Consider the following 16,950-nt stretch of genomic DNA (forward strand, 5'->3'; position numbering starts at 1 on the left):
GATTCCAAAAGGTTTTTCATAACTTATGCCATGTCCTGAATGTAAGCCAGCGCAGCATCAATATGTCCTTTTACTCTTAAACCGCGCCATTCATGAACTAAAATGCCATTCTCATCAATAAGGAACGTAGAGCGAACAATGCCCATGTACTGCTTGCCGTACATTTGTTTTTGCTGCCATACACCATATATCTCAGCCACCTGATGCTCTTCATCAGATAACAACTGAAAAGGTAGACCGTACTTGGCAATAAACTTGTCATGCTGCTTAAGTGGATCAGGGCTTATGCCCATAATCACGGTGTTCAAACCTTCAAACTCTGAATGTTTATCTCGAAAATCGCAAGCCTGGGTCGAACAGCTAGAGGTCAAATCCTTGGGATAAAAGTACAACAATACTCTACTGCCTCGATAATCCGACAGCTTGACACTCTTGCCCTCACTTCCAGGCAGTTCAAAGTCTGGTGCCCCTTCTCCAATAACGGTCAATGTCGTGGACATCTTATCATCTCCTATCTTGTAGGGGTTCTTATATCATCCGCCCTATGAGCCAGCACCCCGGTAACGCCGAATCCCCCAGTTCCAAGCCAGTAAGCCTAGTGTGAGAAAGACAATTCCCATCACAGGAGTTAAGAGCGCCATATGGCGCATGTCCTCTCGTTGAAGGAACAGGGAAGCGGGATATACGCCAACAAAAGCAAAAGGCAGTATCCAAGTCAGCACAACCTGAATGGCACGGTTATAGATCGTTACCGGATAACGTCCGTAGCCCTGAATATTGTACATGAGCGGAATAATTCCTGTGGGCGCATCCGAAAAGAATGAAAGAGAAGTCAATATGGTGTATATACCCGTATAGATCGCCACGGCACTTAAACTCAAAACGATCAACGCTGGTACGAACCACCACTCCATAGCCAAATCCATCTGTGCGCCGCTGATCCCCATAATAATCAGACCAATCACTGAGCCAACCAGCGCGGGTGGGTCCACATTTTCAAGGAAAATCTGGAATAGATTATACGCAGGACGGGTCATTACTCGGTCGAGTTCACCTTTTACAATATAACGCTCGCTAAAGTTCCAAAGATTAACGAAACAACTAAACAGTCCGTAAGGAACCATAAAAAATCCATAAACGAACACGACCTCATTTTCACTCCAGCCACCCAAGCTGTCTGTATGCATAAATATAACTAAAATAAAAATAAGATTCGTGGCCTGAAAGAGCAGATCCGAAATGACTTCTACCCAAAAATCGGCACGATAGGTGAGCCGTGACTTCATGTAATTTTTCAAATATTCGCTAATGAGACCCAAATAGTACATCATCGGCTTACCCTCCCTGCACGAACAGACGTCTGCGCGCCAGCCGCCAAATGATGATCATCGGCACGAGCAGAACGACCAGCCAAATGATTTGAATACCCAGCACATTCCATATGCCAACGCCTTTTACACGTCCCGTAAATACAGAGCCCGGCAAATAAGTAATTGCCTGAAACGGCATCCATTGGGAAATTGTTGCCAGCCAGCCCGGAAACAAGCTAATTGGCAAAATCAACCCAGAAAACAGGTCTACGACTACGCGCTTCATACGCATCATGCCCTCATTGTTTTCGATAAAAAAGGCCGTCAAGCCCGTAATAATATTAATCTGAGTGTTGATCAGAAAGCTGAAAAACAGCATGACCAGAAAACCAATCCAGGCTACCGGGTCACTGGGAAGCTTCACGGGGAACAGCAGCATCGCAATCGCCATGCCCGGAATCATAAACAAGAGGAAGCGAAACATCCCCTCACCGAGTCCCTGCATAAACTTAACAAGTACATAGTTATAAGGTCGGATCATCTGAATAGCAATGCTTCCATCACGAATATCTGTCGATATTTCGCGATCCAGATTGTTAAAATAAAAGGCTCTCGCCATCCACGATACGGCTACATAGGTCGTCATCTGAGCAGCAGTAAAGCCTCCAATACTACCCGCATCGCCATATATCGCTTTGTATGTGAAATAATACACGCCGATATTCATGGAATAAATAAGTATGCCCGAATAATAGTTCACACGATAAGCAAGCATCGTGAGAAATCGGATACGAATAAAATCGGTATATACGCTAAGCATGAACTTTGGCCTCCACTAGCGGATTGCCTTGGCGTTCTGCCGAGCCAGACTGATAGATACTGCGAACGATATCATCCGTGTTGGTTTCAATGATTTTGATATCCGTAATGTCCGTGCGGCCAACTACGCTAGCCAGCACATCCGATACATTAATATGAAGAGGAATCCACACCTTGGCAGCCAAATCGTTATCCATAGTCCACGTCAATGGCATATCGGCTGTCCATGCCTGCAATTGCTCCAGCCCAGTCGTCGTACCAAATTGAAACCGTACTTCCCGACCTGTCCCCCAACGAGCCTTGAGATCATCCAGTCCACCATCATAAATGATATTCCCATCATCCAACATAATGACGCGCGAGCACAGCGCCTCAATATCCTGTAAATCATGGGTCGTCAGCAAAATAGTGGTCCCGTGTTCCCGGTTCATGTCCTTCAAAAACTCACGAATTTCGGACTTTACCATAATATCAAGCCCAATGGTCGGCTCGTCCAGAAAAACAATCGACGGATTGTGCAGCAAAGCAGCTACCAGCTCACAACGCATCCGTTGTCCAAGACTAAGTTTGCGCACCGGGCGGCTTAGCAAATCCTGCAATTGCAGCCTTTCTACCAGCTCATCCAGCCTGCGTTTGAAGTCCATAGCCGGAACCTGATATACTTTGCGCAGCAGTTGAAAAGACTCGATCACGCCGATGTCCCACCAAAGCTGGCTGCGCTGACCAAAAACAACGCCTATGTTACCTACAAACTTCTCGCGATCCTCATAAGGGACATAGCCCCCCACCTTGAGATGTCCCGATGTTGGCACGAGAATACCTGTCAACATCTTAATCGTGGTGGACTTTCCAGCCCCGTTCTCACCAATATAACCGCATATTTCCCCTTGCGGAATACGGAAGGATATATCTTTGACCGCAGCCACCTCGTTGTATTCGCGGGCGAATAAATCAAGGAAGGCGCCTTTTAAGCCCTCGCGGTTTTTTTGAACCTTAAATGTTTTGCGCAGATCCTGCACATCAATTGCCAGCATGTTATACCTCTCAATCAGGATTTGTAAAATCCATAGTTAAATTGATTGTGCTCCAAAAAGAAATTATAATGTAATGAACTGAAAAGCGAAAGGGAGAGCATCCATGACAAGCAGAACCAAAAGGACGATATGGTCGGTTCTAGCCGTGGTAATCGTCGCGATTGTCGGCTTTGCCGTGTACTATTTTACATCCATTTATAATCAGCTGGATAATCTGCATAAAGAGGGTGCTAACTCCCCCTTCAAAAATGTAAAGCAGGTCGATCAGGTTCGTACACCAGAACCGCCCAAGTGGGAAGGTACCGATATGGTCAACATTTTGCTGATGGGTGTCGATGGTCGTGGCATCCAGAAAGGGGAAGTCCCCCGATCGGACAGCATGATGGTTGTATCGCTGGACCCTGTGAAGAAAAAAATGCACCTGTTCTCTATTTTGCGTGATACGTACGTGGATATTCCCGGCTACGGAAAAAATCGGATCAACACCGCCATTACTCACGGACCCAATACGGCCATGAAGACGGCTGGCGATCTATTGGGCATCCCAGTGCAATATTATGTGTATACGGATTTCCAAGGCTTTATTAAACTAGTGGACGCTGTAGGCGGCATTGATTTTGAAGTGGAAAAGGATATGCATTATACAAGTAATGCGGATAAGCATGAATACGATATTGATTTGAAAAAGGGTATGCAGCATCTGGACGGTAAGACGGCGCTTCAATATGTGCGATTCCGCCACGATGCCATGTCCGACTTCTCCCGTTCCGGACGGCAACGGGCATTTTTGGAGGCTGTAGCCCAGAAAATGCAGACTACGACTTCCATTGCTAATCTGCCAAGCATTTTAGAGCAGGTTAACCCGTACATTGATACGAATCTCAGTGTTAACGATATGTGGAAGCTAGCGAATGTGGGGTACCAAAGCAGCTTTGCAGGCAGCGAACAGGTTCCACCGATGAAGCTGCTTGGCGAAGAAAATGTGGGCGGCGCGGCAGTTCTTACCGTCCGTGATCCGGAAGAACTGAAATCTTATGTACAGGATATATTTAATAATCCTCCTACACAAACACAGGAACAAAATAAGGATCAAAACGAAACGAAACAGCCGGATAGTGCATCGTCCTCCAAGACGGATAAAGCTTCCTTTACAGGAGGCAATAAAACCAGTACTGAGGATGCTTCCACACAATCAACAACAAAGACAGGACAAAAAGAGCTATAATGATGTATGCAGGGGCAGCCGTGAACGCTGCCCTTTGGCGTGTGTATACCCTATTTTAATGAACGGAAAGGAAGTTTTGATGATGAAACGGGAAAACTCCGAAGCACTATATAAAGAAGCCCTGGAGCATATTGTCGGGGGCGTTAACAGCCCTTCACGCTCCTTTAAAGCTGTGGGCGGTGGCGCTCCAGTATTCATGAAACGCGCCCAAGGCGCTCATTTCTGGGATGAGGATGATAATCGGTATATCGATTATTTGGCGGCCTACGGCCCTATTATTACCGGACATGCTCACCCCCATATTACCAAGGCCATCAGCGAAGCGGCTGCGAATGGCGTATTGTATGGAACCTCGACGGCATTGGAAATCAAACTGGCCAAGATGCTAAAAGAGGCCATTCCTTCTATGGATAAAGTCCGGTTTGTGAATTCCGGCACAGAAGCGGTCATGACGACGATTCGTGTGGCACGGGCCTATACTGGGCGGAACAAGATCATCAAATTTGCCGGTTGCTACCACGGTCACTCGGATCTGGTACTTGTAGCCGCAGGCTCCGGCCCTTCCACACTGGGCATACCTGACAGCGCAGGCATTACAACCAACATTGCGAGCGAGGTCATTACTGTGCCATTCAATGACCTTGACGCATTGCGCCAAGCTTTGGAGCGCTGGAGCGACGATGTGGCGGCAGTCATGGTGGAACCGATTGTCGGTAATTTCGGCATGGTGATGCCACAGCCAGGCTATCTGGAAGGGCTGTGCTCGATGGCGCGGGCGAACGGCTCCCTTGTCATTTATGACGAGGTCATTACCGCCTTCCGCTTCCACTACGGCTCAACCCAAACGTATGCAGGTCTGGACAATCATGATGCGATTCAGCCGGATTTGACCGCGCTGGGCAAAATCATGGGCGGTGGTCTGCCGATTGGTGCCTACGGCGGCAGCAAGCAGATCATGGAGCAGGTTGCCCCACTCGGCCCAGCCTATCAGGCAGGTACAATGGCAGGCAACCCGGCTTCCATCTCTTCAGGCATCGCCTGTCTTGAAGTTCTTCAAGGGGAAGGCGTGTATGAAGAGATGGAGCGTCTGGCTGTGAGACTGACGGACGGTATTCAGTCTTCCGCTGATCGCTACGGCGTGCCATTGACGATCAACCGCATTCGCGGAGCGTTCTCGACGCATTTCTGCGATCATCCAATCACGAACTATGCACAGGCGCAGGACACGGATAGCGAAGCGTTCGCATCCTTCTTCCGTCACATGCTGAATCGTGGTATCCATCTGGCTCCATCCAAGTTCGAAGCTTGGTTCCTCACAACAGCGCATACGGACGAAGACGTGGATGCCACGCTGGAAGCAGCGGACGATTCGTTCCGCGCGATGTCACAAGGTAAATAAGCAGAGCAGTAAGCGATAAAATATGAATAGAATGAGAGCTGGAAGTAGTCTTAAAGATGGGTATCCGACATCTGGGACTGCGTTCCAGCTCTTTTTCATTTCACAACTGTACCCGTACAGTTGTGAAATTTATGAATTGTATCTGGTTATACCATCCGGTTATATTGAGAGAACCACAAGTTGAGATCATGATTACGGAGGTTTATTATGCACAGTCGTTCCAGAAATGGGGTCGCCTATCTGGCAGCTCTCAGCTATGCAGCTATACTTGGCTTCTCATTTTTATTTGTAAAACTGACAGTGACGGAGGCAAGCCCACTGGATGTGATCGCCCACCGCTTCGCGTTGTCATTGATTGCTTTGACTATTCCAGTGCTGCTGGGTTGGATTAAAATCAATATCAAGTGGCGTGATGTGCTGCGTATCTTGCCATTGGCGCTGCTTTCACCTTTACTTTTTTCCCCTTACAAGCGTTCGGGCTGATGAGCACTTCTTCATCGGAAGGTGGAATTATTCAAGCTACCGTTCCTATCTTTACACTTCTGTTAGCCTCCTATTTTCTTAAAGAGCGCACAACAGTGCTTCAAAAGATTTCCTTACTACTCTCTGTCTTTGGCGTGGTTTTTATATTTGTGATGAAGAGCGGAGCACCGTTAGCTTCCAATAGCTTTGGCGGCATTGTTCTGCTCGTGCTCTCTGCTATATGCCTATCTGGCTATAACGTGCTGGCTCGTCCATTAACGCAAAAGTACAGTCCGATGGAGTTGACCTACGTTACCTCCATTTTAGGATGTATCGTTTTTAACCTGGCGGCCTTGGGGTATCATGCCATAGACGGCTCTATGAGCGCCTATACCGCGCCGCTGGTAAAGCCAGATTATTGGCTAGCACTGGCTTATCTGGGCATACTGTCTACCCTCGTCACCTCGCTGTTATCGAGCTTTGCCTTGAAGTGGATCGAAGCCTCCAAAATGAGTGTGATTGGTAATTTATCCACCCTTATCTCCATGATTGCCGGTGCTTACATTTTGAAAGAGCAGCTTGCCTACTATCACATTATTGGTGCTGTGGTGATTATTATCGGTGTAGTGGGCACCAATTTCGGAGGACGAAAAAGCTTCGCGCCGATCAAAACAACTTCGGCAAAATCCCAATAATGGACTAAGAGCAGGCACAAATCTTGTCTTAAAAAAGAAATCTCCAAGCTGGGCAATTCCAGCCTGGAGATTTCTTTTTTATCTTCTTTGCCCTTCGTCGGACTAGACCGGGTACGCCATGACACTCATTAATGCCAGTTCCGGCTGTGTGGTGTCCAGTCTACTATATTGTACAATGATGGGCACATCGCTAGTGACCGTAATTGCGTAAGGAATACCTGTCGGAATCCGTTCGCCGGACTTTTCCAGCGAGGCTGTTCGGATATGGCGGGTTCGTCTTCCTTCCACCACCTCGATCATTCCCTCCAACGGCTCGCGGTCTTCAAAATAAATGTCTATGCTCAGCTTTGCCGCACAGTTTCCACAGTTCAGCACACATATACTTTCATGACTGAGCAGCTCTCCCCGGCTTTCCGGTGGAATATACCCGTCGGGAATGACCCAGAATAAGCTTCCTTGCGGCTGATTAGCCGCCTTTTCCTGTGACCGTTCAGTATCTCCCATGCCAATGGCCTCCTTTCAGCTATGAATACTTTTACATCTCTATGCCTCTTTTCTACCCGTACGGATTCTCCTGGGTACGCAGCAGTTCAGCCAGAAAAGCAAGCGCCAAGCCCTGACCCCACCCCTGAATGCGTTTGTAGGGTACGTTTCGGTAGCCATCTATATCGTTCATTACAGCAGTTCCAGCGGATACGCCAGTCACTGTGCCGTCCTCTTTAATGCGGGAAAGGATACCGTCAATCGCCTTTTGCGTGTATTTGTTAAACAATCGGCCCTGCATAAGCAAAGCAGTCGCAATTCCTGCCGAACCAGAGGTTTCCAGATAAGAGGTATCATCGTTCAGCACCGTATGCCATAGCCCTTCGGGGGATTGCAGCCGCACCAGTGCATTGAGTTGGTCACGCAGTGAGCCGTCAATGATCATGTAGGATGGATGCTGCACCTCGACACATTTCAGCGCCTTGGCCATCGTGAGTGCTGCCCATGAATTGCCGCGCGCCCAGTATATGCCCGACATGCGGCTTTGGTTCGCATGATCCCAGCCATGGTAATACAAATTCGTATCCGGGTCCTGCAAAAATTCTTCATGCCCGTGATATTGCCGGATTCCATCCTCCCAATATGTCTTGTTGCCCAGCAAATGACCGATCCGCAGCAAATAATAACCGGCCATAAACATCGTATCCACCCATGCTTGCTGCGGAAATACATCATGTAGTGAATTCACGGTATGCTGGAAAATGCCGTCGGCAAACCGTTCAGCTTTTTTCGTCAAAAATTCTGCCATCTCGATAGCGATATCCAGGTATTTTTGCTCACCTGTAGCCTGATGTAGCGTCAACAAACAATGCCCGACAGAAACGCCGTTCACCGACAGTGGCGGAAGTCCATCCTCAATATTTTCGTCAACCCATTCTTTCAGCTTGGTCAAATACTGTTCATTGCCTGTCGCTTCATAGGCTTCGCATACTCCATAAAAGGCTACTCCACCTGGCCAATCCCAGCTATAGTGCATTTGAAACGTGCGTTCCACTACCCGGTCAATCACCTGTTTAATCTGTTCCTCATCAAAACTCAATGCGGGCATTTCCACGTCTCCTCCCTTGGTAAGCTTCACGCTAGTTGCCCTCCTTGCCACCTGTTCCAAAAAAGGTCATCTGTCAACGTAAGTACATGCGCAGCGGTTGCAAATCCAGTTCCTTCACAGCCGCCGTCACCATATTTGCAATCCGAACCGCGCCATTCTCATGAAAATGTGTATTATCCTCTAAACCGCCGGAAAAGTTCATATATTCCCCAGGCAGCAGCCACATAAAAAGCTCCTTGCTCTCTTCGGGGCCAAGCTCTTCATATAACTCCTGCGTGCGGGCAGACAGATCAATAAGCGGCACGTTCGCTTCTTCGGCCAGCTCGCGAACCGCCGTTATATAGTCGCCATGTGTGTCGGACAACGTACCGTCCACGTTAAAATAGCGACGATGTACAGGCGTAATCAGCACCGGGGTTCCGCCCTTGCTTCTCGCTCCGTCGACATACAGGCGCAGATGCTCCTTGTAGGTCGTAATAGGCTCCGTGGCCCGCTCCAGATCGGGCTTCTGATCATTATGGCCGAACTGGATGAACAGGAAGTCTCCTGTCTTCATTTCTTCCAAAATAGCGTCCAGCCGTCCCTCGTCCACGAAGCTCTTGGAGCTTCGCCCCGATACGGCGTGGTTATCCACGCAGACATCATGCTTGAACAGGGCCGGCAAAGCCTGTCCCCAGCCTGTGTACGGATAGCCGGACATCCCTTGATCCGTAACCGTGGAATCTCCGGCTAGGAATAGCCGGAGATTCTGTGGTGCTAGCACAATCTCCAGCGCATTGAGTCTCGGTGCGGTGCCAGATACGATGAGGCGCAGTTTACCATCCCGGATAGGCACTGTAAACATTGCCTCGGTGAACTGGCCTGGCAATGTGTGGACGGGAGGCAGCATATGCTTGCCCTCACCAGCCCGGAGCCGCGTGAGCGTTTCTGCCAGTGGATCGCCGAGCAATACGGTGACCAAAACTATTCCGTCCGGTACATCTGCAACAAACGAAGCGTTCAGTGGAATACAAAAGCTGCTTCGCAGCCGTGTATGTGCATCCTTGGCTGGATTCTGCCTTTGTCGGCCATACACATGCTCCGTAGTCTCGAAGCCATAGCCTTGCTCAGCCGTATATATGCAATCCGGGGACATGGCCTTGTAGCCCTCCGCAGGTTCCCCCGGACCAAAGTCAAACTTCCACATTTTACTCACTCCTCGGCCTTCACCCTTAAATCCTCACCATCAATTGTATGCATATCCAGATGCAGCCCATTTCTATGCGCGAGCTTTATATCCTCAGACTATACATTTTTTAGGTCTTATCCCTTCAGACCACTCGTGCTCATTCCTTCTACGATTTGCTTTTGGAAAGCGAAGAATACAGCGATGACAGGCAGCAGACTTAGGATGGACATCGCGAACATTCCTCCCCAGTTGGAGGCAGACTCACTGTCGAGGAACATTTTGAGTGCAATCGATACGGTATATTTCTCTGGCGAGTTCAGATACAGTACCGGGCCTAACAAATCCTCCCACTTCCAGTAGAAAGAGAAGATTGCCGCCGTAGCCAGCGAGGATTTGAGCAAGGGTAAAATAATTCGAAAATACAACCGGAACTTGCCGCATCCGTCAATCGTCGCCGCTTCATCCAGCTCTGCTGGAATCGTCCGTATAAACTGCACCATCAGAAAGATGAAGAACGGCATCCCGAAAAAGGATGGCACCACCAACGGTAAGATCGTATTGATCCATCCAAGCTTGGTGAAAATAATATATTGCGGTACCAGCACTACATCCCCCGGCAGCATCAGCGTCACCATCATCAGAGCAAACCACAAGTTACGCCCTTTGAATTTCAAACGTGCGAAGCCAAATGCGATCAATGAGGAGGAAAGCACAGCGCCAATCGTGGAAATCACTACGATCGTGAGCGAATTCAGAATATATGTGCCAAAGTTATAACCAGTCGTGCCTTTCCAGCCTGTTACATAGTTTTGCCAAATCCATTCTGTAGGGAAAAGCGAGGAGGCCGTGACGAATATCGTCCGACTTTCTTTAAAAGAGCTGAACAGCATCCAGAACACGGGATACAGCATTAGGAGCGCCAGTGCAGCAACCAGAATGTGATAAATTGGCCATTTGAACGTTTTCCATGCCATTGGTATCAGCGCCCCTTTTCCGTTTCATAGAACACCCAGAATTTGGATGTCATAAATAAAATCGCTGTCAGTATCGCAATCATAATGAGCATGACCCAGGCCATAGCTGCCGCATATCCCATATTGCTGAACATAAACGCCTGCCGGAACAGATACAGTGAATGCAGCATCGTTCCATCCATTGGACCACCCTCACCCTTGGAGATAACATAGGCTGGGACGAAGGTCATAAACGCACTGATCGTCTGCATAATCAAGTTAAATAAAATAATCGGACTCAGCAGTGGCAGCGTAATACTGAAAAATTTTCGTACTGGCGTAGCGCCATCTACACTGGATGCCTCGTACATTTCAAGCGGAATGTTTTTCAGCCCTGCTAGAAAAATAAGCATGGATGAACCAAATTGCCATACAGACAAGGTGATCAGCATCATGAGCGAAGCATTCGGATCACCAAACCATTTCACTGGGGTTGCCCCCAAGGCCGAAAGCAAGCTGTTAACAATGCCCTCATTACTGAAAATATTGCGCCACATGATGGACACTGCAACGCTACCCCCGATAATAGAAGGCAGATAATACATCGTCCGATAGGTGCCTACCATGCGTGACTTGGTATTCAAAATCATCGCCACAAACAACGCGAAAATCAGTCGCAACGGTACACCGACCAATACATACGTAAATGTGACCCTGATCGAATTCCAATATTTCGGATCACCTGTGAACATTTTTTCGAAGTTACCCAGACCAATCCATTTGGGCGGGGTGAACAGATTGTAGCTCGTAAAGGACAGATACAGCGAAATAAACATTGGAATTAACGTAAATGCCAGAAAGCCCACAATAAACGGGCTGATAAACGCATATCCGGTCATATTGGCTTTCAAGCTCTGATGATTTCGCAAGCTCATCAAGCCTCCCTTCTGTTGCATTTAAAAAAATTTCTAATTCAGAGATATTATATAGTCGTTGTTATACGAACTATATTGTGATATCTACAAAGGTTGCCTCTGCAATGGGTTCGTCGGATCAACCGTGCGCAAGTCATGCTTTGCACTACGCACGGTTAACCTAACGAATCGATCCTTCAACCCTGCATTATTACTGCTTGTTATTCGCAAGGATGGTATTCGCATCAGCCCGGAATTTGACCGCTGCGTCTTCAGGCGTCATCTGCCCGAAATTGACCTGCTCAATATAATCGGTCAAAGTAGCAATCACTTCCGGTGATCCGACTGGCGGAGGTGGGCTCATTGGAGAAGCTTTTGGCTCCATGGAAGCCACAAATTCAAACACCTGCTTCGTTGCCTCGCTCAACTCCGGCGCTACAGCTTCCTTGATTTTGGCGGAAATTGGTACTCCGCGTTCGCCTTTAATCAATTTATTCGCTTCTACATCGTTCATCCAGAAATCAATAAACTTTGCGGCCTCATCCTTCACCTGTGAACGGGAAGCCACCGCCCAATACATGGTAGGCTGCATATACACGCCTTTTTCCATATTCGGTCCAAACATCGGAGCAAGCGCCATTGGGCGATTAACGACCTGTTGTAAGCCCACATACTGATTGGACCACTGCCAAATGCCGATACCTGTTCCTTTTACGATATCCGATTCCTCAAGAATTCCCTTGGTTTGGTTCATGACTTCAGGAGTCGGTGTCGCCCCCTTCTTAATCAGCTCAGCTAAACCACCGAAGAAATCAACAAACAGCTTATCGTCATCATACCCCAATCCTGTTCCTTCCGTATTGTAGAGAGATTTTCCATGTGTCCGCAAATAGTAGTGGAAGAAAATATCCGCAGCCATGGAGCTGTCAAAGTAAACTTTATTGGAGGCTGCCTTCAAAGCCAGCTCTTTGTATTGGTCCCATGTCCAGTCATCAGGAATTTTGTCTATGCCCGCTTTTTTGAGCAGTGCCGGATCGTACTGGAAGCCCAGCACATTGACACCTGTTGGAATACCATATTGCTTTCCGGCAATGATTCCGGTTTTGAGTACATTTTCGTTTACATCAGCGACTTGGATTTTCTGATTCAAGTAAGGCGCCATATCTTCCAGCTGGCCGTTCTTCGCATATTGGCTAATATACGAAATGTCCATCTGCACGATATCCGGCAGTTGGTTTGCTGCCGCCTGCGGTGCGAGCTTCTTCCAGTAGTCATCAAAAGAGGCATATTCCACATCAATCGTTACATTCGGATTTTTTTGCTTATACAAATCGATAACCTTCTGCGTATATTCGTGGCGCGTATCCGATCCCCACCAAGCAATCCGCAACTTTACTTTCCCGTCTGCACTTGTGCCCGAATTGCCTCCACCGTCTGCTCCACTACATGCCGTCGTCAACACAAGCAGCATCGCTATGACCAGAAACCATCCCTTTTTGCCCACCTATCTCTCCCCTTTTCGCTGTTCTAGAAAGGAGCCTTATTATGAGTAACAATGTACTTACGCTTGTTTGATAGCGTTTACATTTGCTCCTGTTGTTATTTTCCCAAAAGCAGAGAAACATTGGAATACACAAATCAGATTTCAAAGGTTTAAAAAACAGAGGGACTCAGCAGCTCATCCCCGTTCGTGTGATTTAATGTACTCGGAGGGTGTCATACCTGCCCATTTTTTGAACACCTGGCTAAAATATTGCGCGTTCCCGCCGAAGCCGAACCATTCCGCCAGCTCAAACACCTTTACGTCTCCCGTCTCCCGAATATGCTCAGCCGCACGTTCGATCCGGTAACGATTGACGTAATGCGAAAAGTTTTCGCCTGTCACTTTTTTGAAAATTTTCCCTAAATAGTCGGAATTCATATAGAGCATTTGACCCGCCACACCGTTCAGCGAAAGATCGGATTTTCTATAGTTTTGCTCAATAATAGTGATCATTTTATCCACCGTGGAAGATTGGCGATATACATTGCTTTTATAATAAATTGTGGTCATTCGTTCGGCGGCTTCCTGTACAAAAGATTTGAGGCATGCCAATGTTTTTTGCTCTGCCAGCACGACCATTCGACTCGTGAACGCCGCACGCTCTTCTTCAGGACATATACGAATCATGGCCGCATATAGCTGTAGCACATAAGAACGGGTTACGGAGATTTCCAGCTTCATACGGGACAGGATGCCGAACAGCCGATCCACTTCCTGTGCAACTTCCTCCCTATTTCCAGCCTTGATCAGCAGACCGAACTTCTCTTCGTCCAGTTCCAAATCTGCCATCTCCCGGGTGTCATCAGCCGCCAAATCTTCCTTCGTAATGAGGCTGCCCTCCCCGGTGTAAAAGCGGTGATTCATACAATGCAATGTCTCCCGGTACATCCCCCGCGAATGCTGCATGCTATCCGACTCGCTAACTGCGACGGTCACCTCTAGCTTATAAAAACGGTGGAACGTCGTACGTACCGCTTCAATCTGTTTCATAAACCCAGACGTGTCATCCGCACTTTCCAGCACAATCAGCAGCTGCCCTTGCATCGTCGTACTGAGCAAGACATGATCCATTAAATCCCCTGCTATATTTTGCAAAGCAAACAAATGCTCCGGCTCATGGGACTCCTCTACCCGCAGCAGCAGCATTCGAACCTGCTTATCTTGCAACTCCAGACCGAACAAACGCTCATAAAAAGCGATATCACGGCTACCGTAAGTCTTATAGGAAATAAACTCCTTCAAAAAATGCTCCTTCACATGCGGTAGCATACGCTGAAAATCAAGCTTCATCCGGTTCACAAACTGCTTGCGTTCTTCCTGTTCCTCTCGCTCCTGTCCCAGCTCAGTCAGAGCCTCATGAATTTGCCGCTCATTGCAGGGCTTCAACAAGTAGTGCTTTACCCCGTATTGCATGGCCCGACAGGCATAGTCAAAATCTTTGTAGCCAGACAGCAGAATAAAACGAACATCTGGAAAATGCTCCGTCGTTTTGGCAACGAGTCCGATACCGTCCAGTCCTGGCATGGAAATATCGCTGATCACAAAATCAGGCGGGCTCGCCTGGATCTGATCATATGCCTCAATCCCATTACGCGCCGTACCTACCAGCTGTGTTCCGGCCTTGCCCCAATCAACTACCTGTGATATGCCTTCTAAAATCATACGCTCATCATCAACCAGTAGCACCTTGTACACGACCCTGATCCCCTTTCACATATGGAATACAGACATGAATTGACGTTCCTGTTCCTGACTCGCTGTGCAGTTCTATCCCCCAAGGTGTACCAAATGTCAGGTTAATCCGTTCCTGAATATTCGCAAGTCCAATGCCCCGCCCACGGGTTGTGATCTGACCGTTGCGTAGCTTTTCCAAGAAATCCGGGCTCATTCCAGGTCCGTCATCTTCAACCCGCAGGAACAGCGCTCCCTCGCTTTCTCTGGCCACAATCGTGATCCGACACGGTTCAATACGCGGCTCCAGCGCATAATGGATCGCATTCTCCACCAAGGGCTGAAGCGTTAGCTTCGGAATTTGTGCATCCATCAGCTCTTCCGGGACATCGAGGTGGAAATCGAGGCGCTCATCAAAACGTGTTTTTTGGATCGTTACGTAGCTCCTCACGATATCCAGCTCTTTTTGAAGCGGAATCAACTGCTCTTCAAAACTGACCGTGCTGCGTAGTAGAAAAGCAAGGGCTTCCACCATTTCTGAAATCCGATCCTGCTTGTTGGCCTTGGCGAGCCAGTTCACAGATTCTAACGTATTGTATAGAAAATGTGGATTAATCTGTGCCTGTAGCGCCTTTAGCTCTGTTTCCCGCAGCAATAGCTGCTTGGCAACATTCTCATTAATAAGCTCGCGGATACGGCGGATCATCTTCTTATACGTCCGATGCAAGAGACCAACCTCATCCTGTGTGGAAAGGGGTACCGCCCCAAGCGCTTCCTCTTCCAGACGGTCGAGGTCTCCTTTTTCTATTTTACGCATGTTCTGGATCAACTGAACAATCGGTTGAGTAATGCTGCCCGACAGCCTCGCGCCCAGCGCCAATGCAATAAGCAGCATAATGACAAAAATAACGCTTACAATTTCTTTGATTATCGTAATACTGCGGAACATATCATCAAAGGGAGTCATATGTAAATACGTCCAGCCCGTATATGAGGATTTGATCTGAGCAGCAAAAAAGGTTCCGCCTGTATAGGTAGCGATCCCGTAAGGCTGCCTCCGCCCAAGCTCTGCCTGAATATCGCTCTCACTCAAAAGCGGTGTTTCGGGATAAATCATCCGTCTTCCGTCTGTAATCATCAACTGTCCGTCACGGCCGGAGGTCTGCACACGATCCGCTACAATCCGGTCAATTCGTACCCGAATCGCAAGCGTGCCGAGCCCGTTCAGCGTAAAATTGGAATCGGTAAAGGATTTGAATTGCCGGGCTGCCAGCAATGAGGAATGACCTGCCGCATACCATGCATGGGAGCCGTCATATTCGTCTGCCAACTCCGACAGGGTGGATCGAAGCTCTTGGGGGATACCTTCGCGGTTGCCCGCACTCATGACCTGTCCCTCTTTGTCGATTACCATCATAGAATAGACATAGGTTTCAGAGCCGGCGAAGGCAATAAGCCTATTCGTTATTTTTTTGCGCAGTACTGTTTTGACATAAGGTGATGTTTCCTTTTCCAATTGGAGCAAATAACGCTGAAGCTGCTCGTCCGTTATTACCTTAAACGTAACTTTTTCAACATCCTTCAGTTCATTTTCAATGCCAATCGAAGAAATATTGAGCACCTCGGATGTCTTTTTATACATTTGATTATCATAAATATGAAATACGTATTTAAGTATGACTGCAACAACCGCAAAATTAACCAGCATGAGCACCGTAATGAGCAGTACCATCTTATGATGGATTCCGGCATTTTTGTAAGCGCTCTTAAAATAGGTAATCAGTACACGTCGCCTCCTTCGCACGTCCTGCCCGTCCAGCTCAAAATGGAGAAAACTCTATATATTATACAAAATACCCCATGCCTTGGTCATTCGGCAAGAGGTATTTGGGCTTGCTTAGCGTTAATCGTTTGCTTTCGATTTGTCCGCCTTGCTCATATATTCATCATATCGATCATCAAGCTCACGTGCCATACTCCGGTATTTACGCGTCTCCTCGACAATAGGGTCCATTTGAGTCTGAACTCGCACCTCATATTTGGGACTGAGTCGTTCCCGTTTTTTGGCCTCATTCTCACGAATTTCGCCTTCCGTCAGCAGTTCACTGAGCTGGCGTTCCAATTCTTCGGACTGGCTCATCGCGATTTCCTCCTTCAGGATGATGG

At 48.0% G+C, this 16,950-nt stretch carries 15 protein-coding genes and 1 pseudogene; 3 read left to right on the plus strand and 13 right to left on the minus strand.

All coding sequences use genetic code 11. The annotated features are described in order from the left end of the window. Window positions 1-23 precede the first annotated feature (23 nt). The 4 genes from bcp to G9G57_RS17615 are packed head-to-tail and all read right to left on the minus strand — an operon-like array spanning window position 24 to window position 3,163. Entirely contained in the window at window positions 24-500 is a 477-nt protein-coding gene (gene bcp, locus G9G57_RS17600; RefSeq protein WP_044788125.1) for a thioredoxin-dependent thiol peroxidase, read from the minus strand. A gap of 42 nt (window positions 501-542) precedes the next feature. Further along, window positions 543-1,331 carry an ABC transporter permease gene (locus G9G57_RS17605; protein WP_080902359.1) on the minus strand — a complete coding sequence of 263 codons (789 nt, stop codon included), beginning with the start codon at window positions 1,329-1,331 and terminating at the stop codon, window positions 543-545. Window positions 1,332-1,335: 4 nt separating this feature from the next. Then, a complete protein-coding gene (locus G9G57_RS17610) occupies window positions 1,336-2,130 on the minus strand; it encodes an ABC transporter permease (protein ID WP_016819311.1) in 795 nt (264 codons plus the stop codon). Further along, window positions 2,123-3,163 carry an ABC transporter ATP-binding protein gene (locus G9G57_RS17615; protein ID WP_107734909.1) on the minus strand — a complete coding sequence of 347 codons (1,041 nt, stop codon included), beginning with the start codon at window positions 3,161-3,163 and terminating at the stop codon, window positions 2,123-2,125. Before G9G57_RS17615 ends, G9G57_RS17610 begins: the two co-directional genes overlap by 8 nt. Window positions 3,164-3,266: 103 nt before the next feature. On the opposite strand from G9G57_RS17615, the gene G9G57_RS17620 reads away from it, so the two are divergent. The 3 genes and pseudogenes from G9G57_RS17620 to G9G57_RS17630 all read left to right on the plus strand — a co-directional run bounded on the left by G9G57_RS17620 (window position 3,267) and on the right by G9G57_RS17630 (window position 6,944). After that, window positions 3,267-4,388, plus strand: coding sequence for an LCP family protein (locus G9G57_RS17620; protein ID WP_044788127.1), 1,122 nt, complete (start codon window positions 3,267-3,269; stop codon window positions 4,386-4,388). A gap of 82 nt (window positions 4,389-4,470) precedes the next feature. Then, window positions 4,471-5,787: a glutamate-1-semialdehyde 2,1-aminomutase gene (locus G9G57_RS17625; protein ID WP_029514832.1), complete on the plus strand. Its 1,317-nt coding sequence runs from the start codon at window positions 4,471-4,473 to the stop codon at window positions 5,785-5,787. Between the two features lie 207 nt (window positions 5,788-5,994). Beyond that, a pseudogene (locus G9G57_RS17630) lies at window positions 5,995-6,944 on the plus strand (DMT family transporter). Window positions 6,945-7,046: 102 nt separating this feature from the next. Here G9G57_RS17630 and G9G57_RS17635 read toward each other — a convergent pair. The 9 genes from G9G57_RS17635 to G9G57_RS17675 all read right to left on the minus strand — a co-directional run bounded on the left by G9G57_RS17635 (window position 7,047) and on the right by G9G57_RS17675 (window position 16,924). Continuing rightward, complete coding sequence (locus tag G9G57_RS17635) at window positions 7,047-7,448, minus strand: sensory rhodopsin transducer (RefSeq protein WP_025364029.1); 402 nt, start codon at window positions 7,446-7,448, stop codon at window positions 7,047-7,049. Between the two features lie 52 nt (window positions 7,449-7,500). Further along, window positions 7,501-8,535 (minus strand): glycoside hydrolase family 88/105 protein, encoded by a 1,035-nt coding sequence (locus G9G57_RS17640; protein WP_025364028.1) that lies wholly within the window; start codon window positions 8,533-8,535, stop codon window positions 7,501-7,503. Between the two features lie 73 nt (window positions 8,536-8,608). Beyond that, complete coding sequence (locus G9G57_RS17645; protein WP_164965338.1) at window positions 8,609-9,721, minus strand: rhamnogalacturonan acetylesterase; 1,113 nt, start codon at window positions 9,719-9,721, stop codon at window positions 8,609-8,611. Between the two features lie 116 nt (window positions 9,722-9,837). Further along, window positions 9,838-10,677, minus strand: a complete 840-nt coding sequence (locus tag G9G57_RS17650; protein WP_013369435.1) for a carbohydrate ABC transporter permease — start codon at window positions 10,675-10,677, stop codon at window positions 9,838-9,840. 5 nt (window positions 10,678-10,682) lie between these two features. Then, window positions 10,683-11,591, minus strand: a complete 909-nt coding sequence (locus tag G9G57_RS17655; protein ID WP_016819319.1) for a carbohydrate ABC transporter permease — start codon at window positions 11,589-11,591, stop codon at window positions 10,683-10,685. 190 nt (window positions 11,592-11,781) lie between these two features. Next, window positions 11,782-13,074: an ABC transporter substrate-binding protein gene (locus G9G57_RS17660; protein WP_016819320.1), complete on the minus strand. Its 1,293-nt coding sequence runs from the start codon at window positions 13,072-13,074 to the stop codon at window positions 11,782-11,784. A gap of 174 nt (window positions 13,075-13,248) precedes the next feature. After that, complete coding sequence (locus G9G57_RS17665) at window positions 13,249-14,808, minus strand: response regulator transcription factor (RefSeq protein WP_164965339.1); 1,560 nt, start codon at window positions 14,806-14,808, stop codon at window positions 13,249-13,251. Continuing rightward, window positions 14,786-16,516, minus strand: a complete 1,731-nt coding sequence (locus tag G9G57_RS17670) for a sensor histidine kinase (RefSeq protein WP_238799317.1) — start codon at window positions 16,514-16,516, stop codon at window positions 14,786-14,788. The genes G9G57_RS17665 and G9G57_RS17670 overlap by 23 nt, the downstream gene beginning before the upstream one ends. Window positions 16,517-16,687: 171 nt before the next feature. Further along, the gene (locus G9G57_RS17675) at window positions 16,688-16,924 is read right to left on the minus strand and encodes a hypothetical protein (protein WP_107734913.1); all 237 of its coding nucleotides are present in this window, start codon (window positions 16,922-16,924) and stop codon (window positions 16,688-16,690) included. Between the last annotated feature and the right edge of the window lie 26 nt (window positions 16,925-16,950).

Source organism: Paenibacillus sp. EKM211P (genome assembly GCF_011066175.1).
Taxonomy (GTDB): Bacteria; Bacillota; Bacilli; order Paenibacillales; family Paenibacillaceae; genus Paenibacillus; species Paenibacillus polymyxa.